Raw genomic sequence first — 20,113 nt, forward strand, 5'->3', positions numbered from 1 at the left:
ATATGGACGGTCTCAAACGTGTTATCGTAGATTTCAAAAAACTTACCCCAGAGGTACTTAAACTTCTTGTGGATGAATACCCTGATGGTTATGATGATGACCACATCATTACCTTTCGGAATGCGCATGGGGAAAGAGTGGAAGCTGTCGAGGTTGTTACCCAGGACACCAAATACCTCGTTAAGATCAGCGCCAAGCTCGAACATACCATGGCGAATTATAACGAGGATGATTACAGTGACTTCAGCGAAGATGACCCGGAAGCAATTCCGGATATCGACATTCCAAAAGAGGATGAGGAATAACCAGAATTCGATAGAATTGGCTCCGCATGGGTTTGTGAAGCCACAGAAGTCATGAAAAACGCCCTTGCCCTGGCAACGAAGCTTTCCTTTGGAATTCAAGGCGCGAGGTAAAGGGTTAAAGTCGACTTCCCGATTGCAGAACGTATTGTGAGTGCCTCAGGAAAAGAGGTCGTTCCGGCTGAAACCAGGATTGCGACTTCGGGTATTTATACAACCTTAGGAGTTTTCCTTCAGGTTTAGAAGCATTTCCCGGGCGGTCCTGTCAAGATCATAACGAGGTTCCCATCCCCAATCTTCACGGGCCTTAGAATCATCGACACTCTCCGGCCAGGAATCGGCGATCTCCTGGCGGAAGTCAGGCTCATAACTGATTTCAAAGTCAGGGATGTAGGTCCTGATACTATTGGCCAATTCAGCAGGGGTAAAACTAATCCCGCCCAAATTATAAGAAGTCCGGACGCTTAAGGCAGTAGCCGGGGCATCCATAAGTTTCAGCGTCGCTTCAATGGCATCGGACATATACATCATAGGCAGAGCGGTATCGGCCTCCAGAAAGCAATTGTAGCTTCCCTTTTCGAGGGCCTCGTGAAAGATTTCCACGGCGTAATCGGTAGTACCGCCTCCCGGTTTGGTTTTCCAGCTTATCAAACCCGGATACCGTATACTCCGCACATCCACCCCGAATTTTCGGTAGTAATAGGAAGCCCACCCTTCTCCCGCCTGCTTGCTGATACCATAGACGGTTGTGGGTTCCATTACAGTAGCCTGCGGGGTGTTTTTTTTAGGCGTACTCGGCCCGAAAACGGCAATACTTGAAGGCCAGAAAATCTTGGAATACAAATTTTCCCTCCCGAGTTCGAGCAGGTGTAAGAGCGAATTCATGTTCAGTTCCCATGCCCTGGCTGGAGATTTTTCCGCATTAGCACTAAGCATAGCTGCCATGAGATAGACCTCGGAAATCGGGGTTTCTTTTAAAAAATTTTGAAGGGATTCCCTATCCATCACATCCAGCTTTACAAAAGGCCCGGACTCCATAAGTTCAGCAGTTCCCTCCCTGATATCACTTGCAATTACAGATTCCGAACCATAGCGGGCGCGAAGCGCAACTGTTAACTCGGTGCCTATTTGCCCGCAAGCCCCCAGAATCAGAATTTTTTTCGACATAAAAACGAAGTGTTGTTATAAGTGTAGGTAAATATAACTGTTCTTAAAATTTGTACATTAGCCTTATGACCAAATTCGTTTTTTTTGGACTGTGTTTGCTCATTCTGGGGAGCTGCAGGTCTCCAGAACAATCCGGACCGGAAGATTCATCCACAGTTCTTGAGGCGGAAATCAAGACTTTGCCCGATCTGGTTCAATTGGATCCACGTGCAAGGGAAGTCCTCGATGCCTGGCCGCAATATATGTCCCTAGAGGATCGATTGTCCGCATTGCGCGATGTTCGCAATCAGGAGCAGCTCGAATTGTTGCTTGAAGAATTGAATCAGATTTGCGAGCAGCTCGAGAAAAACGCCTTCCCGCTTCCCTTCGAAAAGCCATCGGTAAGAAGCCGGCAGAAAGTATTGCGGACCTGTCTCGGGAAATTAGAGGCGGCAAATTACTATCGGCAGGATTATCAGGAACCCGTTTCCGAACTTATGGATGCCTATAATGCCATGCGACAGCAGTTCAATGTAATCGTAAGGAATAACCTTACCCCTGACTTATTTGAAGATGACTAAACTTTTAACCCTTCTGGGTCTATTTCTTATAACGAGTGTCTGCGCTCAACAGAGCGATAAAATGGCTATTGAGAACTTGCTTAATACATGGCATCAGGCTGCCGCCTCGGCAGATTTTGACACGTATTTCGGGTGCATGAGTACCTCTTCGGTCTTCGTGGGTACAGATGCGACGGAACACTGGGATAAGCAGGAGTTTATGGCGTTTTCCAAACCCTATTTTGATCAGGGCAAGGCCTGGGCTTTCACACCCGTCGAACGCCATATATATTTCAGTGAAACAGGTGAAGCAGCCTGGTTTGACGAGCTGCTTGATACGTGGATGCAACTTTGCAGAGGCTCAGGAGTCCTTGTAAAAGAAGGGGGTAAATGGAAAATAGCGCATTACGTACTTTCCATGACCATACCCAATGAAGAAGTTGAGGGAGCGATCTCGCTCAAAAAGGATAAGGATAGTACTTTGAAAAAATCGCTTTTAACACGGCGTACGAATTAATCCCCATTGATCTATGAAAATAAGAGTGGTAATCCTTTGGTTATTCCTGACCTCAATGGCTTTAGTACAGTGCGGGACAAGGCCTGAAATAACCGATACGGCAGATACTTTTTACGAAACACAACTCTTTAAGGACGTTCAGCTTGCCCACCTGTTTGAGGACTCCAAGACTTTTGTGGATCTTGAAAGAGACACCGATTTCAAGACATTGGCGAATCACTATCTGACTGAACGCGAACGACCGGGATTCGACCTTCAGGAATTTGTAGATGCCCATTTTAAAGAACCCTCTCAAACTGCAGTTTCTTTTAAAACCGATATGAGCAGGGATATGTATTCCCATATTAGTGCCATGTGGGATGTACTTGGCCGTGGTCCGGATACCATAAATCCAAATTCTTCCCGTGTTCCCCTGCCTTATCCCTATATAGTTCCCGGGGGGCGTTTTAAAGAAATCTACTACTGGGACAGCTACTTTACCATGATTGGGCTGGTATCTGATAACCAAATGGGAATCGCCAGGGACATGCTGGCTAATTTTGCACATCTGATCGATTCGATTGGATTTATCCCAAACGGTACAAGGGATTATTACCTCACCCGATCTCAACCTCCCTTTTTCTCGCAAATGGTTACACTGCTGAGCCAAAAGGATCCCGCCCTGACCGATACGTATTTTGAACAGATCGAAAAGGAATACGAGTACTGGATGAAGGGAGAAGATTCCCTGAAAGTGGGTTCAGCTGCCAACAGCGTTGTCCGAATTGGTGAGAACATGTTTTTAAACAGGTATTGGGATAGCGCCCGAACTCCGAGACCTGAGTCTTATGGGGAAGACGTAAAGCTGGCTAATAATTTTCAGGCTGAAGCGAAAAGTGACCTCTACATGCATTTGAGGGCGGCGGCAGCCTCCGGTTGGGATTTTAGCAGTCGCTGGTACGCCCGGGAGGGCGAATTCGCCTCTACCGAAACGGCGCATTTACTACCTGTGGATTTAAACGCTCTGCTTTATTCCATGGAACTTCAACTGGCGGAAGGTTCCCGGAAAAGAGGCGATAAGCAGGCTGCTGCTGCGTATAGTGCCCGGGCACAACGCCGTAAATCGGTTATCAATAAAACCATGTGGGATAAAGAGACCAATTTTTACAAGGACTTCAATTTTGTCAGCAATAGTCGTTGTGGGGAGCTTACCCTTGCGGGGGTCTATCCACTTTACTTTGGTATAGCCAGCAAGGCACAGGCCGCTAAGATCGCGGAACGGCTGGCAGTGGATTTTCTCAAGCCCGGAGGCCTGGTGACCACCCTTCGTTTAACAGGACAGCAGTGGGATGCTCCAAACGGGTGGGCACCCCTCCAATGGATGGCTGTTCAGGGGCTTCTAAAATATGGGTATACCGAGCAGGCCGGGGAGATCATGCAACGCTGGCTCGCCCTGAATGAAAGGGTTTACCGGGAAACCGGCAAAATGATGGAAAAGTACAATGTTGAGGATACCACACTTTTGTCTGGTGGGGGTGAATATCCAACACAGGATGGATTCGGATGGACCAATGGAGTAGCCCTGGGCTTTCGCGACTTGTTAGCCGAAATAGAGAAATAAAAGTCATTCACGGTAACCTGTGAAAGAAGAGAGCCGCTTATTCTTCTGTGACCTTCCTTGATTCCAAAGCTTGTTTGCTCAGGCTGGCAAGGTTAAAATTAGGGGCCATTTTCAGGGCCTCGTCAAAACTGGCGATTGCCTCATCGATGTTATTCTTGTCAATATTGTACTGTGCGAGTCCTTTTAGGTGTACAAATGCAGCTTTTAAAGGGACTTCGTAGGGCTGCTGACGTTCGTAAAATGCGTATTTCATCTCATCGGTAGCATTCGCAATGCCATACTCGATTTTCGAAAGCGATCCCTGACTGTCTCCGGCCTGTATCATGAGATCTGCTAATTCATAGGCTACATACGGATTTGGACCCCTTTCAAACATCAGCTTAAAATGTTCTGCGGCGCGTTTTGGCTGATTAAGGGCTTTTAGGGAAATGGCCTTTACCTGCAAGGCGAGATCTGAATCCTGGGGATTTACTTCAATCCCCGTCAGGTTCAGGGCCTGCATGTGCTGGTTGTTGTTGCTGTATACCAGGGCCAGGGTATCCCGACGTTCCTGGGAAGGATCAAGAATATTGAGATGGGTCAGTGCATTGATGACACCCTGTACATCCCCCTGCTCGAGATTCTGCTTGTAAAATGCCTGGTAATGTTTCTTAAGATCTTCCTGAGCCTGTATTCCCATAGGAATAACAAGTGCGATACAGATAACAAGAACAATTTTTTTCATGACTATTCGATTATTTCCAGAGCGCAAAACTACATTATTTTTTTAGGATAAGGGCTTTGAATGCCCTGACCTCAAGCCAAGCGTTGAATTTAGGTCATTCCGTGCTCTTTTGCGGATCCCCGGATCCGGAATGCAATGCTGCGGTCCAGATAGATTGTGAGAAGCGATATCCGAGGGCTTGCAGCGCCGGGCAAAGGACTTTTTTCCCTTTTGGAGGTCCAGGTAATCCGGAATAGGAGGGGGGAGCAATGCCAAAATAGGAAGCCTCCCGGGTGTAAAAATCCCTTTTTGTAGGGTGGTCCGGGTACACTGCATTGTATGTGCCCGATTCCGAACCTGTCGAGATCAGCAGGCCCAGAATGTTGAGCAAATCCTCCAGGCGGATGAGGTTTACCCTGTCATTGCCGCCCGAATGAAATGATCTCCCGCTTAGGGTGAAAACGGGGTGACGGTCCGATCCTAAAAGCCCTCCGGGCCTCACGATCTGGGTTTTCCTTAAGGTATTGGCAAGGAGCAGGTTTTCAATCGCAACCAGTTGTTTACCGGTTTCCGACTCCGGAAGCGGGAGGTTGGTCTCGCAGACCTCACCCGAAGTGTTCCCATAAACTGAAGTGCTGCTCACAAAAATCAGATGGGGAATCCCGGCCTCAAGAAGGTGCGCTTCCAACAGCTGGATGATTGCGACAAAATCGCCCTGACAATTAGCACGGAGCCCGGGTGGGATGTTCAATATGAGGCAGTCCAGCCCCTTGAGAAAGCTTTTGATTTCGCCTTCAATCTCTGACTCCCCCAACCGGATTTTACTTGCCTCGATCCCGCTTTTTTTCAGTGCGGTTACTTTTTCCGTGCGGGTTGTGCTTCCCCTGACCTGAAATCCTTTTTGGATTAGCCGTAAAGCCAGGGGAGTTCCCAGCCATCCACATCCAAGGACGCCAATTTGTTTACTCAAACCGGAGTGTTTTTATCAGTACTATGGCATCGTTGAGGACAAAAGGCATTGGAATCTGATCAGCCGGACGAGGCGGAATACTGAAACCGGGACTGTTCAATAGATTGTTTGAGGCTTCGTATAGGGTCAATTCCAAAGGGGAACCTGCGGGGATCACGAGTTTAAGTACCGAAGGTGAGTTATTACTGATGTAATGCGTAAACAAGCGACTTCTACTTCGGTTTTTGAGGTAGTATTCCGAGAGGGCTGCGCCATTTACAGAAGCTTCCAACACGGGTATCTCATTGGTAAATACTTCCAGCCGATTGACATCACGCCCCGGTGATATGGTCAGACCCAGATGCCGGTTGCCATCTATCAGGGTATCCTGGTCAACAGTAATTTCAGGTGCCGGGATGGGTTTATCAGGTGCGGCCTTTGTATAGGTAAACCCTGTACTGTATTTGCTGCTGAGGGTTTTTAGTTCGTTTGGGTCAGGGGTTACGGGCTGATCCCCCAGATAGGCTTTTGTCCACTCAGAGGGGGAATTTTCATAGGTTGCCCAGTAGGCATTATCCCTATCGAGGTTTTTGACGTACAACAAACTGGTGGGTTTCGGCCGGTCTTCTGAAAACCCACTGTTGAGATGCGCTCCCATAAACAGGCCTGCAAAGACGATCAGAGCTGCCAGGGCAAATTGACTCTTTTTGGCATATTTTCCGCAAACGGGAAGGATGAGGTAAAAGATAAGGGTCATCAGCAGGCTGGTGGCAACACTCATTTTTAACCCCAGTCCGACGGGAAACATCTTCACGAACGGACTGAAAATCCAGAGCGCAGGGATACAAAGCACCACAAGGAGATACGGATTTGGCCTCTCTTGCGAAATCAGGATCATCCATGCCAGTAAGATCCCGTAGACAGGGATAATAAAGAAGGCTGCTCCCGGGAGGTACTGGCATAGTAAGGCACAAAGTATGAGCCATGCTAAAACCGGGGCGGCGAGCAACTCGCGTAAGGGAATTTCCCGGAAGCGCGAATACACCCAGAAACAAATCGCCAGTGCCAGGGATGCCAGCGCTGCAATATAGAAGTATCCATTGTAGGTAAAACCGTGGAGTATATCTGAATATTGGGGATAGATGCTTTTGAGCAACGGCCAGAAGTAATATCCGATTCCCCCGTTAATCAGCAAGGTGATTAGCAATGGGAGCAGGCCGGTTACCATGCCTTTGAATCCGAGACGCTTTTTTTTGAGGCCATAGGCCAGAATGAGAAGGAACATTAAAAAAGCAACAGCCGTCATGGGCCAAATCCATTCAAATGGGTATGAAATAAGCTTGAAAATGGGAACATTGAAATAGACTTCCTCATTCAGGCTTTTCATCTGATCCAGATCGGCGTCACTAAAGTACTCGAGCAATGGCATGAGATAGGACCCTTGATGCGCCAGGGTTTTCGGATCCAGTCGGGGTTGGATATCCATGGCCGTGTGATAGTCAAAATGATCATCAATAAAGGCGAAATTAAAGCCCTCAATATCTCCATCTTCCCGAAAAACGGTAAGATCGGTGTCGTTTGGGAGCATTTTGTAAACACTGTATGCAAGCGAATTGGCAACCGGAAACTCAGGATTTGCCTGCTGAAACCCTTCGATCATTTTGGCATTTCCCCGGTTGGTTTCAATCAGCATATACGAAGGCCCGCCACTACCCCGGGCTTCAAAATTGAGCACTAGACCGACATCCTTAACCCAGGGATGGGCATTGACAAATAATTCTGCTCCGTTCAGGCCGATTTCTTCGGAATCCGTAAAAAGAATAATAATATCGTTTGCCGGTGTCTTACCGGTAGTCCGAAAGGCGCGGATTCCCTCGAGAATTGTAGCCACCCCACTGCCTGCATCACTTGCCCCGAATGAAGAATGCGGCTGGCTGTCGTAATGGGAAAGCAGTAAAAGGGCTTTGCCTTTTCCGGTTCCCGGAATTCTGGCCAGGATATTTTGCGAAAGGCTTACCGAACCCTTATCGCCTGCGATATATCCGCTCTGCAACTCGGGTGTGAGCCCCAGGGATTTCAGTTGTGACAGGAGGTATCGCCGGACTTTTGCATGGGCTGGAAATCCCACAGCATGAGGTTCTTTGGAAAGTTCTGTAACGTGTTCCATGGCACGGTCCGTGGAGAAGGCCGTTTCCGGCAAATCCATATCAGGTCTGGTGGAAGGCATACTACCTTCAAAGGACCAGTAGCTCAAGCCCAGAAGAAGTAAAAAGGTAAGGACGGCAGTTGTAGGTTTCATTGGACGACTTTAATCTTAAATGTAAGAATTTCCGCAAGTAAGGGGTATTTCTGCACATATTTTTAGGAAATCTGGCATAATTTGGTATATTTAATTAGAACCATTCTAATAACCTAAAGTCATGGGAATAAAAAGCTTTCAAGGTCGCAGGGCCAAGGAGGGATCAAAAAAAGAGTACGATGCCCCTATTCTGGTTTCGGATTATATGTCTAAGAAACTTATAACCTTCCATCCGGAACAATCTATTCTCGAGGTTATGGAAGCTTTTGCAAAACACAGCATCTCAGGTGGTCCGGTATTGGATGACAACGGTTTTCTGGCAGGGATTATCTCAGAGGCGGATTGTATGAAGCAAATCTCTGAGAGCAGGTATTTCAATCAGCCCATCATGGACAAGAATGTAGAGAAATTCATGACCAAGGATGTGGAGACCATACCTCACGATATGTCGATATTTGATGCAGCAGGTGTTTTTCACAAGAACAATCGAAGGCGCCTTCCGGTATTGCAGGACGGCTTGCTTGTAGGCCAGATCAGTCGGAAAGATATCGTAATTGCGGCACTCAAACTCAGTTCACATAACTGGAAATAGAATCATACCCTGGCGCGCAGTCAGAAGGATATAAGAAAGCGGCCCGGAATCAATCAGTGATTCCGGGCCGCTTTTTGTCAGGTACCTGAGGTTTAATTCTCCCCCATGATCAGGGCAGGTAGTTCCAGTTGTCGATACAGGGTGTTGTATTCTGACATCCCGGTATTTACAATCTGATCCCGTTCCCTTGAGAACTGGCCCCACTCCCCGAGAAGATCCGCAAGGCGTTCTTTGGCGCCCTGGGTCATTTCAGGTTCTGCAACATCGATATACGACCGGAGTTCCATCAGTTCTGCATTGAGTTGGTTGTTGAAGTTGATGACGTCCTGAAACGTTTTTTGCTTGGGCTGTATCAGGTTTTCTTCCCAGGTTGAAATGTCCTCCTGCAGGGCAGCGCCCTTTTTGAGTAATTCTTCAGCCTTCGCATTATCCTTCAAAAGGGTTTGATGCGATTCGAGTTGAGATTTAACGCTCCGCAACTGACCTACAGCTCCGTGCATGTCCCGGATCGCAGCGTCAATCTTAAGGAGGGCTTCCTGCTGAGCCGCATAAGCAGCCGGAGTTGCCTTTACTTTTGGATGAGGAAGAATCCGGAAGGTGTTTTCCGTAGTCATGCCATCCTGGGTTAACCTGGCGGTATAAGATCCGGGAGCAACCTGAGACCCTCTGTAATCCCCCATCACAAAAACATTCTCCACAGCGGGAAGCGTTTCCCTTCGAAAATCCCATACAAATCTGTTGTACCCTGGTTTTGCAGGAAGTATTTGCGGTTTAGGAGGGCCTCCGGGCCAGGACTTAAAATCCTTGACAGGCTGATTGGTATACGACCGAATGACCTGTCCCTCATTGAGAATTTCCAGGGTTACCGTTGCGGAATCAGAAACAGCGGCAAGGTAATAATCCAGGATGACACCGGATTTCGGATTTTGTCCCAGACCCGGTGATGGATTCTCAGAATGACCTCCGGTAAAGAGATAAGTGTCACGTGGTTTTGCTAAAAATAGGGCGGCATCAGTTGCTTTTGATTGTTGCAGGAAAGAGAGATCGTCGAGAATCCAGAACGAACGCCCTGCTGTAGCGGCCACCAGGTCATTGTGGCGAAAGGTGAGATCGTTGATCGGCACAACGGGGAGGTTAAGCTGGAAAGGTTGCCAAAATCCACCCGAATCCAGGGAGACATATAATCCCGTTTCAGTTCCGGCATAAAGAAGGCCTTCCCGATTGGGATCCTCCCGAACAACCCGCACAAAACCATGCGGATCGTTGAGGCCATTGACGATGAGTTCCCAACTCTCCCCATAGTTCCTGGTCCTGTAGACATAGGAGTTCAGATCCATAAACTTATACCTCATTAAGGTTGCATAGGCGGTACCGGGATCGTGAGGAGAAACCTCAATACTGTTGACAATTCCTTCTTTCATTCCCGCTGGGGTTACATTTTCCCAGGATTCCCCTCCATTGCGGGTCAAATGGATTAGACCGTCGTCACTTCCGGCCCATAATACGCCTTTTTCATGAGGGGAGGCGACCAGGTACATCAGGGTATTGTAGTTTTCACCCCCTGCAGCCTCATTGGTAAAGGGAATCCCTCCCGGGCCTTGTTTTTCAGGATCATTCCGGGTTAGATCCGGACTGATAACACTCCAGGATTGCCCCGCATCTTCCGACCGGAAGACCACGTTCCCGGCGTGATAAATAACAGAGGGATCGTGGGGATCTGCAATTATAGGGGCGTTCCAGTTGTAGCGGTATTTAAAGTCCTCAGGGGCATTTCCAAGGGAGAGTTCCGGATATTCCTTAATGGGTTTACCCTCCTGGGTGGCTTTTACCCATTTTTCAATAATACCCTGGTAGCAGCCCCCAAAGATAATTTCGGGGTTATCCGGATCGAAGGCGAGGTAGGCACTTTCGCACCCCGCAACGGAGAACCAGTCTTTCCAGTCTACACCCCCGTCATTGGTACGGCTGCGAATGGCTATGGCAGAATTATCCTGCTGCCCCCCATAGACATAATATGGGAATTGATTGTCTGTAATGACTCTGTAGAATTGAGCAGTGGGCTGGTTTTGCTGCGTACTCCAGCTTTTCCCCCCGTTATTCGAAACGTTTGCGCCTCCATCGTTTGCATTGATCATCCGTTGATTGTCTTTTGGATGTATCCATAGATCGTGGTTGTCGCCATGGGGCGTGGAAAGGCGCTGAAAGGTCTTACCTCCGTCAATCGACCGGGTTACGGGTGCATTGAGCACATAGACGATTTCGGCATTCTGCGGATCTGCGAAGATCTCCATATAGTACCAGGACCGGGTAATGTTAATGCGGTCTTTGTTTACCTGTCGCCATTTTTTGCCGCCGTCATCAGACCGGTAAACCCCAGCCTTATCCCCTTCTGCTTCCAAAACCGCAAACGCAAGTCCTTCCCGGGCTCCCGAAGCCGAAATCCCGGATTTGCCCAGGACTTCCGGCAAACCCTCTTTAAGCTGCTCCCATGTGCTTCCGCCGTCCGAGGATTTGTAAAGACCAGAACCCGGTCCGCCGGATTTCATGGTCCATGGATACCTTTGGTGGTCCCACATGGCGGCATAGAGGACCAAAGGGTTGTTCGGATCCATCGAAAGGGAAGAAGCTCCCGTGGTAGCGTTAACAAAAAGGGTTTTTTCCCAGGTTTGTCCGCCGTCCATCGTGCGATAGATCCCCCGGGTTTCAGATGGACCGTACTGGGCCCCCTGTACGGAAACATAAAAGCGGTTTTCATCCGTAGGGTGGATAATCACATCCGAAATATGCCTGCTGTCATCGAGGCCAATATGCTTCCAGGTCTTTCCCGCATCCCTGGAGAGGTAGAGTCCATCGCCCATGGAGGTCATTACCCCCCGGGCTGCATGTTCGCCCATACCAACCAAAACCACATTTGAATTGCTCTGTGAAACCGCAATGGCGCCCACCGTCCCTGTTTTGAAGAAGCCATCGGAAACATTTGTCCAATGCATACCGTCATCTGAGGTTTTCCAGATTCCGCCGCCGGTACTGCCCATATAATAAGTTCCGGGCTGGTCGACTACTCCGGATACTGCTACGGATCTTCCGCCGCGAAAAGGACCAATGTTTCGCCATTTTACCCCGTTATAGAGGGTATCGGAAAGAACGGGCTGTGGTGCCTTCTGCTTTCTGCGTTGAGAATAAACAGAACCGAAGACCAACAGGATCATCAACGAGCTAAAAAGGTATTTTTTCATTTGATTGGTACTTGAATTTAATATGCGTGTTTATATTTAGTCAGCTATAGATGCAAAAACCATCTGCCTGAATTTCCACCCAGTTTGATCTCCAGAGCTCCCCTGGGTCTGTTTCATCAGGATGCCTACAAGTTGTTCTCCCGGATCCGCAAAGTACTGAGTGTTGAAGTATCCTCCCCAGTCAAAAGTACCCGGACCCCCTTCACCACCAAAAGCGACCCCACTTGGGTTGACTACGGCAAAGGCGAGATTGAAATCTTTGGAGCCGCCCTTCCAGAGTTCCCCGATCTGATTGGCCATCATGGTTTCCACCGTTGTCCGGCTAAGGAGCCTTGTCCCGTTGTATTCCCCTTTGTTGAGCATCATTTGAAGGAAGATAAAGTAGTCTTTTGCAGTGCTCGAAAGCCCTGCTCCTCCAGAGAAAAAGCTTTTAGCACCTTTAATGGGATAATCGATGTCAAAAACATCGGTCTGGAACCTTTTCCATTGCCCATTTTCTTTGTGTTGCACAGGTACAAGCCTTGCAGCCTTCTCCTCGGGGAGGTAGAACCAGGTGTCTTCCATCCCGAGCGGATCAAAAATCCGGGTCTTAAGGAACTGATCAAACGGCATTCCCGATACAATTTCGACGAACCTTCCCAGGACATCGAGCCCTTCGCTATAGGTCCAGCCTTTCCCGGGTTCGTGATGCAGTGGTGTGCCTGCAATTTTGGAAATATTTTCCTCCAGAGTGACTGCTTCAGCCGTGAAGGCGTCCACAACACCTGCTTTGGCAAATATTTTACGCATTCTGGGATCTCCATCAATCATGCCATATCCAATCCCGGATGTATGGTTCAGCAGGCGGCGAATGGTAATCGGGCTAGTGGCCGGTTTGGTCGTAAAACTGCTATCACGCTCATTAAAGGTGTCGAGCACGCCCGTACTTTTGAATTCCGGTATGTACTTGGAGATGGGGTCATCCAGGCGAAAATGGCCTTCTTCCCAGAGCATCATCACTGCCGTACTTGTAACGGCTTTGGTTTGAGATGCGATCCTGAAGATATCATCTTCCTCGAATGCCTCTCCTGTTTCAGCATTGGATTCCCCAAAGGCTTTAAGGTAAACGACTTTTCCATTTCGGGCAATAAGGGCTACCCCTCCCGGGATTTCCCCGTCTTTGATAGCGCCCTCCAACATCCGGTCAATGCGTGCCAGCCGATCTGCAGCCAGACCTTCATTTTCAACTTCAATTGAGGCAGACGCCACAACTTCCGGCGTTTTTGCCCCTTCCCGGCAGGAGGATAGCAAAAGTACCCCTGCAAGTATAAATGTCAATGATTTCATACAGTATGTTGTAAAGCGGTTTCTGGAGGTTTGATTATTCCGCGATTAATTTTTTCCACCTTCCCTGTTGGGCTCCCTTGGGGTCGGCCATTCGCGTTGCTCTCCAGTCCTGGGATCTATGGAAAGCACTGCCTTTTCCCTGGAGGTGTGTTCCGGATCCTCGGCAGCCATATAGGTCAAGACAGCCGTAAGAATTGCATTGTTGCGGACATCGTCGAAGACGATTTTATCGTAGGTATCCAGATTGGTATGCCAGGTGTAATTCCAGTAACTCCAGCTTAGGGATGAGAGGGAGAAAGCGGGAGCACCCTTTGCGACAAAAGAGGCGTAATCTGAGCCTCCCCTGCCCGGATTCCCGGGGAAGGTTGTTTCGATATGCTGTGTAATGTCTTCGGGAACCGCAGAAAGCCAACGCCCCAAATAATCGTAAGCATGCAGGAATCCCTGTCCTGAAATCCGCACGACACGACCAGTGCCATTATCCTGATTAAAAAGGGCCTGAAGATTTTCCACAACCTCAGGATGGTCTTCCACATATGCCCTGGATCCGTTGAGGCCCTGTTCTTCACTGCCCCAAAGACCTATGATTATTGTTCGGCGGGGGTTTGGGTAGACCTTTTTAAGGATACGGGCTGCCTCCATCATGGTTAATGTTCCGGTACCATTATCCGTAGCACCGGTACCCCCGTCCCAGGAATCAAAATGTGCGGAGAGCACGATATATTCCTCCGGCAATTCGGTTCCTTTTATGGTCGCAATGGTGTTAAAAGTGGGGACCCGACCTAACTCTTTGGACTCCGCCACTGCCCGGACTTCCGGTTGATCGCCATTTGCGGCCAGACGGTAAAGCATGCCGTAATCCTCAAGGGAAAGATCAAGAACCGGGATTTTCTCCGTGCTTGCACTGAAAATTTTGTTAGCCCCAAAGGCTTTGGACCATCTGGATTGGATAATTCCGGCTGCCCCGGCGGCTTCCAGTGCCTCATTGATATTCCTGGATGTATATCCGGTGTTCCTTATATTCTGATTCCAATTTTTTTCCTGTGCTTCGCGTTGCTGCTTCATGTTCTCGAAGGAGGTTTCTGTGGCAAATTCCTCCCAATTGTAATCCGGACGCCCGGTCATCTGAGGCATGGACACGCAAACCCATTTTCCTTTCACCTGCGGAAGCCAGCGTACAAAAGCCAGAGAATCCGCCACTGTTGGGAGAATCACTACACCTGCGGTAATCCCTTTGGATGAGGTCGAGGGGCTCCAGGCCAACTGCCTTCCATGCAAAGTCACAACACGTGGGGCTACCAGGTCTATATGGCAGATGCCTCGTTCCCAGCCTCTCCATGTTCCCCATTGTTGATTCTCGGCCTGAATGCCCCACTGAGAAAAGGTTTTAACCGCCCAATCATGGGCTTTTTTCATTTGCGGTGTCCCTACAAGCCGGGGCCCTACCACGTCCATGAGTTCATGCGCCAGGTTTTCCAGCTGTGAATTCTCAGTGGCTTCGTTTTGAATTTGTTGGACAATTGCCTCTGTGTTCTGGGCGTGGATCCCCTGAACGAGGAACATAAACAAGGTAAGGACCAGGAGGTAGTTTTTCATCGGTTTCGGGTTGGTTAATGCCCCTAAAGATACACAAACAGGCAATATGGATATTCATTCCCTGCTGTGGAATCGCAGGATAGGGCCAGACCTTTGAAGCAACCTTAAAATCACAATTTTTATGAATGCATTGAGAAACAAAGTCCTGTTGATTGGGAATCTCGGTCAGGATCCGGAAGTACAGGTGTTGGAGAGCGGGAGTAAGATGGCCCGATTTTCAGTAGCGACAAATGAAACCTACAGGAATGGCAAAGGAGAAAAGGTCACAGATACCCAATGGCATCAGGTTGTCGCCTGGGGAAAAACGGCTGATATCGTAGAGAGTTATTTGGTTAAGGGCAAAGAAGTCGCAGTAGAGGGAAAGCTCGTTCACAGGTCATATGACACTGCCGAAGGCGAGCGTAAATACACGACAGAAGTGCGTTGCAGCGAATTATTGATGCTCGGCAAGTAGCCACAGTCGGGCTTTGATCGATAAAAAGGGCTTTTAGGCCCTTTTTTTATGAATTAGGGATATGGGGTTGTAACTTCTTGAGAACGAAATCGTCATATAATCAGAACTACTCCCTGTGAACCCAAAATTAATCATATTGCCATTTCTGGTGTTGAGCACGGCCTTTTTCCCTGCCTGGGCTCAGGAGCGCAGCCCCGTAACAAATTGGGCTGAGTATACGGAAATGGAATGGTTCTATATGGAACAGGCCAGCCGGGATGCAGAATATGAGCACCAACTTCGCTTTTCGCATCAGACTGACGAGATTGATTTCTGGAACGACCAGAGGAGATTCGAGCAGGAGCTCAGCCAAACGAACCTGAGGCAATACCAGGCCTACAGAAAGGCTAAAAAAATAGCCTACCTGAAACATACAGAGGTCTGTAAGGGAGCCTGTGGGCATGGGGATTACTACTTGCGTCAGGCATCGTTATATCTGCAATTTGATGCTGATGATTCGCACCCGTATATGACCTTTAGCGAGGTGAAACGGGGTAGGGGGTGGCAGGTTTCTTATTTGCCGACTCAGAACAAGCCGGATTAACAAAGGAAATCGGGCTATCAGGCCACTTGATGAAAGCTCAGTTGTTGCTGCAGTTCTGCAAGCAGGTCGTTGCACGGGCATTTCTTGCAGCGCTTGCTCTCACATTTCTTAAATTTCTTACAGCATTTGGATTTACACCCTTTGGGGGTACAAAAGGTCTTTGAAAGTTCTTTAAGACGCTTCTCTTTTAGCTTCAGTTGCTTTTCCCCGGATTTCCCCTTCTTTTTCCCCATAGGAGCACAATTACTCCTACAAATCTATTAATTTATATTTAATCTAAATAAAATTTAACACATCAGGCTCCAGGCTCTCCCGCTGCGCTTTCAACGGCTATTTGCTGTACGTCCCGATCAAAGAGGTAAAGCCCGCCTTTGTCGTTGCCAATCAGGTTTATTTTATCGAGAATTGTCCGGGCAAGTGCCTCTTCTTCAATTTGTTCCGCCACATACCATTGCAAGAAATTATGTGTTGCGTAGTCTTTTTCCTCGAGTGAAATATGGACTAAATCGTTGATGCTCTGTGACACGAATATTTCGTGCTCGAGCAATTCCTTGAACATGGACTGGAAATCCCCAAAGTCATTTTTTGGGGCATTGAGATCGGAGACAATGGCATGTCCGCCACGCTCATTAACGAACTTAACGAGTTTGAGCATATGCATCCGCTCCTCATCGGAATGTTTGTACATAAATTGGGCAATACCCTCAAGCCCTTTTATTTCAGCCCAGGAGGCCATTGAAAGATATACCTGAGAGGATTCAGCTTCTATTCGTATCTGGGCATTCAATGCCTTCTCTAAACGCTTATTTAACATGGATATGATTTTTTATAAAATTACAAAAAGCTGCTGAGCTGAACTTATGATGGTGTAAAAAACTGGGAGGATTTATTGGAACAAAAAGATTTCCTGCCTGGGATTTTGGCCTCCGTGGAAAATAGCGTATTTCGACGGTCCAGGAAGACTGTTCCGCATTCAAAAATAGATTTGATTCGCCATTTGATAAGTGGCTGCGTGCGCACTGACAATGGTTCTCAGTTGAGGGGAATACCCTCCTCCCATACTGCATTGAACAGGTATTTGGTGCCTATGACTCCAGCGAAATACCATTTCATCCCTCCGGCGGCATCCTTCGAGACTGAGGCCAAGCGTTCCCAATTTGTCCGTCTCCAGAATATCCACGCCACTGAGATAGAAAATGAAATCAGGATTTACGGTATCCAGCAGAAAGCTGAGGGAGGCACTTAGTTTTTCGAGATAGACCCTGTCCGGTGTCCCGCGGTCCAGAGCGATATCCAGATCCGAAACTTCTTTTTTGAAGGGGTAATTTGCCTTGCCATGCATGGAAAAGGTGAAGACCTGTTCAACATTGGAAAAGATTTCAGCAGTTCCGTTTCCCTGGTGCACATCCAGGTCGAGAATTAATATACGGTTTGCAAGATTGTTAGCCAGCAGGTAGTGGGCCCCAATGGCCTGATCGTTGAGCATACAGAAGGCCTCTCCCCGGTCGGAATAGGCGTGGTGGGTACCTCCTGCGATATTCATGGATACTCCGTATTGGAGTGCGAAATGGCAACCTTCAATGGTCCCCTGGGCAATCCTGAGTTCTCTTTGGACCAGCTCCGGACTCCAGGGGAAACCGACTTTGCGCATCTGACGGGCCGTAAGTTCTCCCTCCCTGAGCGCCCTGACATACCCGGGATCATGAGCCCTTAGAATGTCTGCCTGGGAAGGCATGCCGGGTTCAAAAAAATTATCCGGGGTACAGGTGCCTTCATGGAGTAATTGCTGTGGCAGCAGATCGTATTTGTGCATCGGAAAACGATGGCCATCCGGCAATGGATGTTTGTAAATGGGATGATATGCTACTTTCAGCAAGGCCTTTCTTTACTGGGGGTTTGAATTATTTTCTGGGGGGATCACATAAAAACTGCCGATCGCGAAGGCTATAACGCCCAGTTCTTCTCCCTTGATCAGGACAGACTTGTTCAGGTAAGCAAAGGTCGCTATCCATTGAACTCTTAACCACGGCCATGCTCTCAGGTAATCGGCGATCCATTGGCGGACGCCTCATCTTCAGGGGTGACAAAAGTGAGTTTCCCATCAGGATTTTCTGCCAGGAGCAGCATCCCCTGACTTTCCACCCCCCTAAGGGGTCTCGGTGCCAGATTTACAAGGACCGTAACCTTTTTGCCGATTAGGGATTCAGGTTCGTAGTGTTCGGCAATACCGGAGATAATAGTCCGGGTATCCAGACCCGTATCCACTTGCATTACGATGAGTTTTTTGGTCTTTGGCATTTTTTCTGCAGAGAGAATTGTCCCAACCCTGAGGTCGAGTTTTGAAAACGTCTCGTAATCAATGGTGTCTTTTTGAGGAAGTATGGGTGAATCCGTCATTTCATTTTCTTTTTTGGTCTGCAATAGTTTGTCGAGTTGCTGCTGTACTTCGGCGTCTTCGATTTTCCGGAACAGGAGTTCGGCGGGTTCAATAATATGGCCTACAGGCAAGAGTTCGGTATTTTTCCCAAGGCTTGTCCAGGAAGGTGCATTTTCCAGGCGCGAAAAATTCAGGATACGCCTTAACTTTTCACCTGTAAAGGGGAGGAAGGGTTCAGACAAAACCGCCAGGGCAGCGGCTATTTGCATGGCAGTATTGAGGATGGCTTCCACCCGCTGCGGGTCTTGTTTAATCTTTTTCCAGGGCTCTTCATCCGCAAGGTATTTGTTGCCCAGGCGTGCGAGGCTCATCAGTTCCTGAAGGCCCTCGCGAAAACGAAACCGCTCCACGCTATCTGAGATGCGATTCGGAAAAGCGGAAAGTTCCTTCAGTACGCTCTTATCTGTTTCGTTAAGGTTATCTCCTGCAGGTACAACACCCTTAAAATATTTATGGGTTAGAACGACAACCCGATTTACAAAATTCCCAAAAATAGCGACCAGTTCATTGTTGTTCCGGGCCTGAAAGTCCTTCCATGTAAAATCATTGTCTTTGGTTTCAGGGGCATTGGCAGTGAGCACATATCTGAGGACATCCTGCATATCGGGAAAATCCAACAGGTATTCATGCAGCCAAACCGCCCAATTGCGGGAAGTGGACAGTTTTCTTCCTTCCAGATTTAAGAATTCATTTGCGGGAACATTGTCTGGTAAAATATACTCCCCATGTGCCTTGAGCATACTTGGGAAGATGATGCAATGGAATACAATATTATCCTTGCCAATAAAATGAAGCAGTCGGGTTTGTGAATCCTTCCAGTAGGGTTCCCAGTCCTTTCCTTCCCTTTCGGCCCATTCGCGCGTAGCAGAAATATATCCGATTGGGGCGTCAAACCACACATAGAGGACCTTGCCTTCCCCTCCCGGAACGGGTACGGGAATACCCCAATCCAGATCGCGGGTAACCGCACGAGGCTTTAACCCATCATCGATCCAGGACTTGCATTGCCCATAGACATTCGGTTTCCAGTCTTTTTTATGCCCTTTGAGGATCCAGTCGGTCAAAAACCCTTCGTACTGGTCCAGGGGCAGGTACCAGTGCCGGGTTTCTTTGAGTACCGGAGAGGCGCCGGTAATGACGGATTTAGGATTGATTAAATCTGTTGCATTCAGGGAAGAACCACAATTTTCACATTGGTCTCCATAGGCTTCTTCATACCCGCATTTCGGGCAGGTACCCGTAACAAAGCGGTCTGCCAGGAATTGTTCAGCCTCCGCATCGTAGAGTTGATCCCGGGATTCCTCGAGAAAATCACCCTGGTCGTAAAGGCGTTTGAAATACTCCGATGCGGTTTTATGATGGATTTCCGAGGAGGTGCGGGAATAGTTGTCAAATGTGATTCCGAACGTCTCGAAAGAAGTTTTGATCATGTTATGGTACTTGTCGATCAATTCTTTCGGGGAGACCCCTTCCTTTTTGGCCTTCATGGGAATGGCTGCCCCGTGTTCGTCACTTCCACAGACAAAGAGGACTTCACGGTCGGTTAAGCGAAGGAACCGACAATATATATCAGCAGGGACGTATACCCCTGCAAGGTGGCCGATGTGGATCGGGCCATTGGTATAAGGAAGGGCGGCGGTAACAGTTGTTCGTTTAAAGGAACCTTCTCGGTTGGTCATGGGCATATGCTATTGACCACAAAAATAACCAAATTTAAAAGGGGGGTACAAGCTGGCAGGAAAAGAAAAGCCCTCGGGACACCGGACAGATATAAATATCAGGGGCGCCCAGTGTCCGAGGGCATTAACTATAA

17 protein-coding genes are annotated in these 20,113 nt (G+C 48.4%); 7 read left to right on the plus strand and 10 right to left on the minus strand.

Annotated features, from left to right (window positions below):
* Positions 1 to 2 precede the first annotated feature (2 nt).
* On the plus strand, positions 3 to 305 hold the full coding sequence (locus QU605_RS01715; RefSeq protein WP_289723530.1) for a hypothetical protein: 303 nt from the start codon (positions 3 to 5) through the stop codon (positions 303 to 305).
* Between the two features lie 216 nt (positions 306 to 521).
* Here the strand turns inward: QU605_RS01715 and QU605_RS01720 are convergent, their stop codons facing one another.
* On the minus strand, positions 522 to 1,469 hold the full coding sequence (locus QU605_RS01720) for an NAD-dependent epimerase/dehydratase family protein (RefSeq protein ID WP_289723531.1): 948 nt from the start codon (positions 1,467 to 1,469) through the stop codon (positions 522 to 524).
* A gap of 65 nt (positions 1,470 to 1,534) precedes the next feature.
* On the opposite strand from QU605_RS01720, the gene QU605_RS01725 reads away from it, so the two are divergent.
* From QU605_RS01725 to treF, 3 genes are read left to right on the plus strand one after another with little or no spacing between them, the layout of a single operon-like run.
* Entirely contained in the window at positions 1,535 to 2,029 is a 495-nt protein-coding gene (locus QU605_RS01725; protein WP_289723532.1) for a hypothetical protein, read from the plus strand.
* Positions 2,022 to 2,525 (plus strand): nuclear transport factor 2 family protein, encoded by a 504-nt coding sequence (locus tag QU605_RS01730; RefSeq protein WP_289723533.1) that lies wholly within the window; start codon positions 2,022 to 2,024, stop codon positions 2,523 to 2,525. The genes QU605_RS01725 and QU605_RS01730 overlap by 8 nt, the downstream gene beginning before the upstream one ends.
* A gap of 13 nt (positions 2,526 to 2,538) precedes the next feature.
* On the plus strand, positions 2,539 to 4,125 hold the full coding sequence (treF, locus tag QU605_RS01735; protein ID WP_289723534.1) for an alpha,alpha-trehalase TreF: 1,587 nt from the start codon (positions 2,539 to 2,541) through the stop codon (positions 4,123 to 4,125).
* A 37-nt stretch (positions 4,126 to 4,162) separates the two neighbouring features.
* Here the strand turns inward: treF and QU605_RS01740 are convergent, their stop codons facing one another.
* From QU605_RS01740 to QU605_RS01750, 3 genes are all read right to left on the minus strand, one after another.
* Positions 4,163 to 4,849 carry a tetratricopeptide repeat protein gene (locus QU605_RS01740; RefSeq protein ID WP_289723535.1) on the minus strand — a complete coding sequence of 229 codons (687 nt, stop codon included), beginning with the start codon at positions 4,847 to 4,849 and terminating at the stop codon, positions 4,163 to 4,165.
* A gap of 94 nt (positions 4,850 to 4,943) precedes the next feature.
* Positions 4,944 to 5,798: an NAD(P)-binding domain-containing protein gene (locus tag QU605_RS01745; protein WP_289723536.1), complete on the minus strand. Its 855-nt coding sequence runs from the start codon at positions 5,796 to 5,798 to the stop codon at positions 4,944 to 4,946.
* Positions 5,791 to 8,076 carry a M20/M25/M40 family metallo-hydrolase gene (locus QU605_RS01750; RefSeq protein ID WP_289723537.1) on the minus strand — a complete coding sequence of 762 codons (2,286 nt, stop codon included), beginning with the start codon at positions 8,074 to 8,076 and terminating at the stop codon, positions 5,791 to 5,793. The genes QU605_RS01745 and QU605_RS01750 overlap by 8 nt, the downstream gene beginning before the upstream one ends.
* 121 nt (positions 8,077 to 8,197) lie before the next feature.
* Here QU605_RS01750 and QU605_RS01755 point away from each other — a divergent pair, with 121 nt between their 5' ends.
* Positions 8,198 to 8,668, plus strand: a complete 471-nt coding sequence (locus QU605_RS01755; protein WP_289723538.1) for a CBS domain-containing protein — start codon at positions 8,198 to 8,200, stop codon at positions 8,666 to 8,668.
* 92 nt (positions 8,669 to 8,760) lie between these two features.
* Here the strand turns inward: QU605_RS01755 and QU605_RS01760 are convergent, their stop codons facing one another.
* The 3 genes from QU605_RS01760 to QU605_RS01770 are packed head-to-tail and all read right to left on the minus strand — an operon-like array spanning position 8,761 to position 14,826.
* Positions 8,761 to 11,904 (minus strand): VPS10 domain-containing protein, encoded by a 3,144-nt coding sequence (locus QU605_RS01760; RefSeq protein WP_289723539.1) that lies wholly within the window; start codon positions 11,902 to 11,904, stop codon positions 8,761 to 8,763.
* Between the two features lie 36 nt (positions 11,905 to 11,940).
* Complete coding sequence (locus tag QU605_RS01765) at positions 11,941 to 13,230, minus strand: serine hydrolase domain-containing protein (RefSeq protein WP_289723540.1); 1,290 nt, start codon at positions 13,228 to 13,230, stop codon at positions 11,941 to 11,943.
* Positions 13,231 to 13,275: 45 nt separating this feature from the next.
* Entirely contained in the window at positions 13,276 to 14,826 is a 1,551-nt protein-coding gene (locus tag QU605_RS01770) for a M20/M25/M40 family metallo-hydrolase (RefSeq protein WP_289723541.1), read from the minus strand.
* Positions 14,827 to 14,947: 121 nt separating this feature from the next.
* Here QU605_RS01770 and QU605_RS01775 point away from each other — a divergent pair, with 121 nt between their 5' ends.
* Positions 14,948 to 15,280, plus strand: a complete 333-nt coding sequence (locus QU605_RS01775) for a single-stranded DNA-binding protein (RefSeq protein WP_289723542.1) — start codon at positions 14,948 to 14,950, stop codon at positions 15,278 to 15,280.
* A gap of 115 nt (positions 15,281 to 15,395) precedes the next feature.
* Positions 15,396 to 15,863, plus strand: a complete 468-nt coding sequence (locus QU605_RS01780; protein WP_289723543.1) for a hypothetical protein — start codon at positions 15,396 to 15,398, stop codon at positions 15,861 to 15,863.
* Positions 15,864 to 16,158: 295 nt separating this feature from the next.
* On the opposite strand, the gene QU605_RS01785 is transcribed toward QU605_RS01780, so the two are convergent.
* The 3 genes from QU605_RS01785 to metG all read right to left on the minus strand — a co-directional run bounded on the left by QU605_RS01785 (position 16,159) and on the right by metG (position 19,979).
* Positions 16,159 to 16,677 carry a ferritin gene (locus tag QU605_RS01785; protein ID WP_289723544.1) on the minus strand — a complete coding sequence of 173 codons (519 nt, stop codon included), beginning with the start codon at positions 16,675 to 16,677 and terminating at the stop codon, positions 16,159 to 16,161.
* 159 nt (positions 16,678 to 16,836) lie between these two features.
* On the minus strand, positions 16,837 to 17,739 hold the full coding sequence (locus QU605_RS01790; protein ID WP_289723545.1) for a histone deacetylase family protein: 903 nt from the start codon (positions 17,737 to 17,739) through the stop codon (positions 16,837 to 16,839).
* Positions 17,740 to 17,900: 161 nt separating this feature from the next.
* Positions 17,901 to 19,979 (minus strand): methionine--tRNA ligase, encoded by a 2,079-nt coding sequence (gene metG, locus QU605_RS01795; RefSeq protein WP_289723546.1) that lies wholly within the window; start codon positions 19,977 to 19,979, stop codon positions 17,901 to 17,903.
* Between the last annotated feature and the right edge of the window lie 134 nt (positions 19,980 to 20,113).

The organism is Robiginitalea aurantiaca (assembly GCF_030380815.1).
GTDB classification, from domain to species: Bacteria; Bacteroidota; Bacteroidia; order Flavobacteriales; family Flavobacteriaceae; genus Robiginitalea; species Robiginitalea aurantiaca.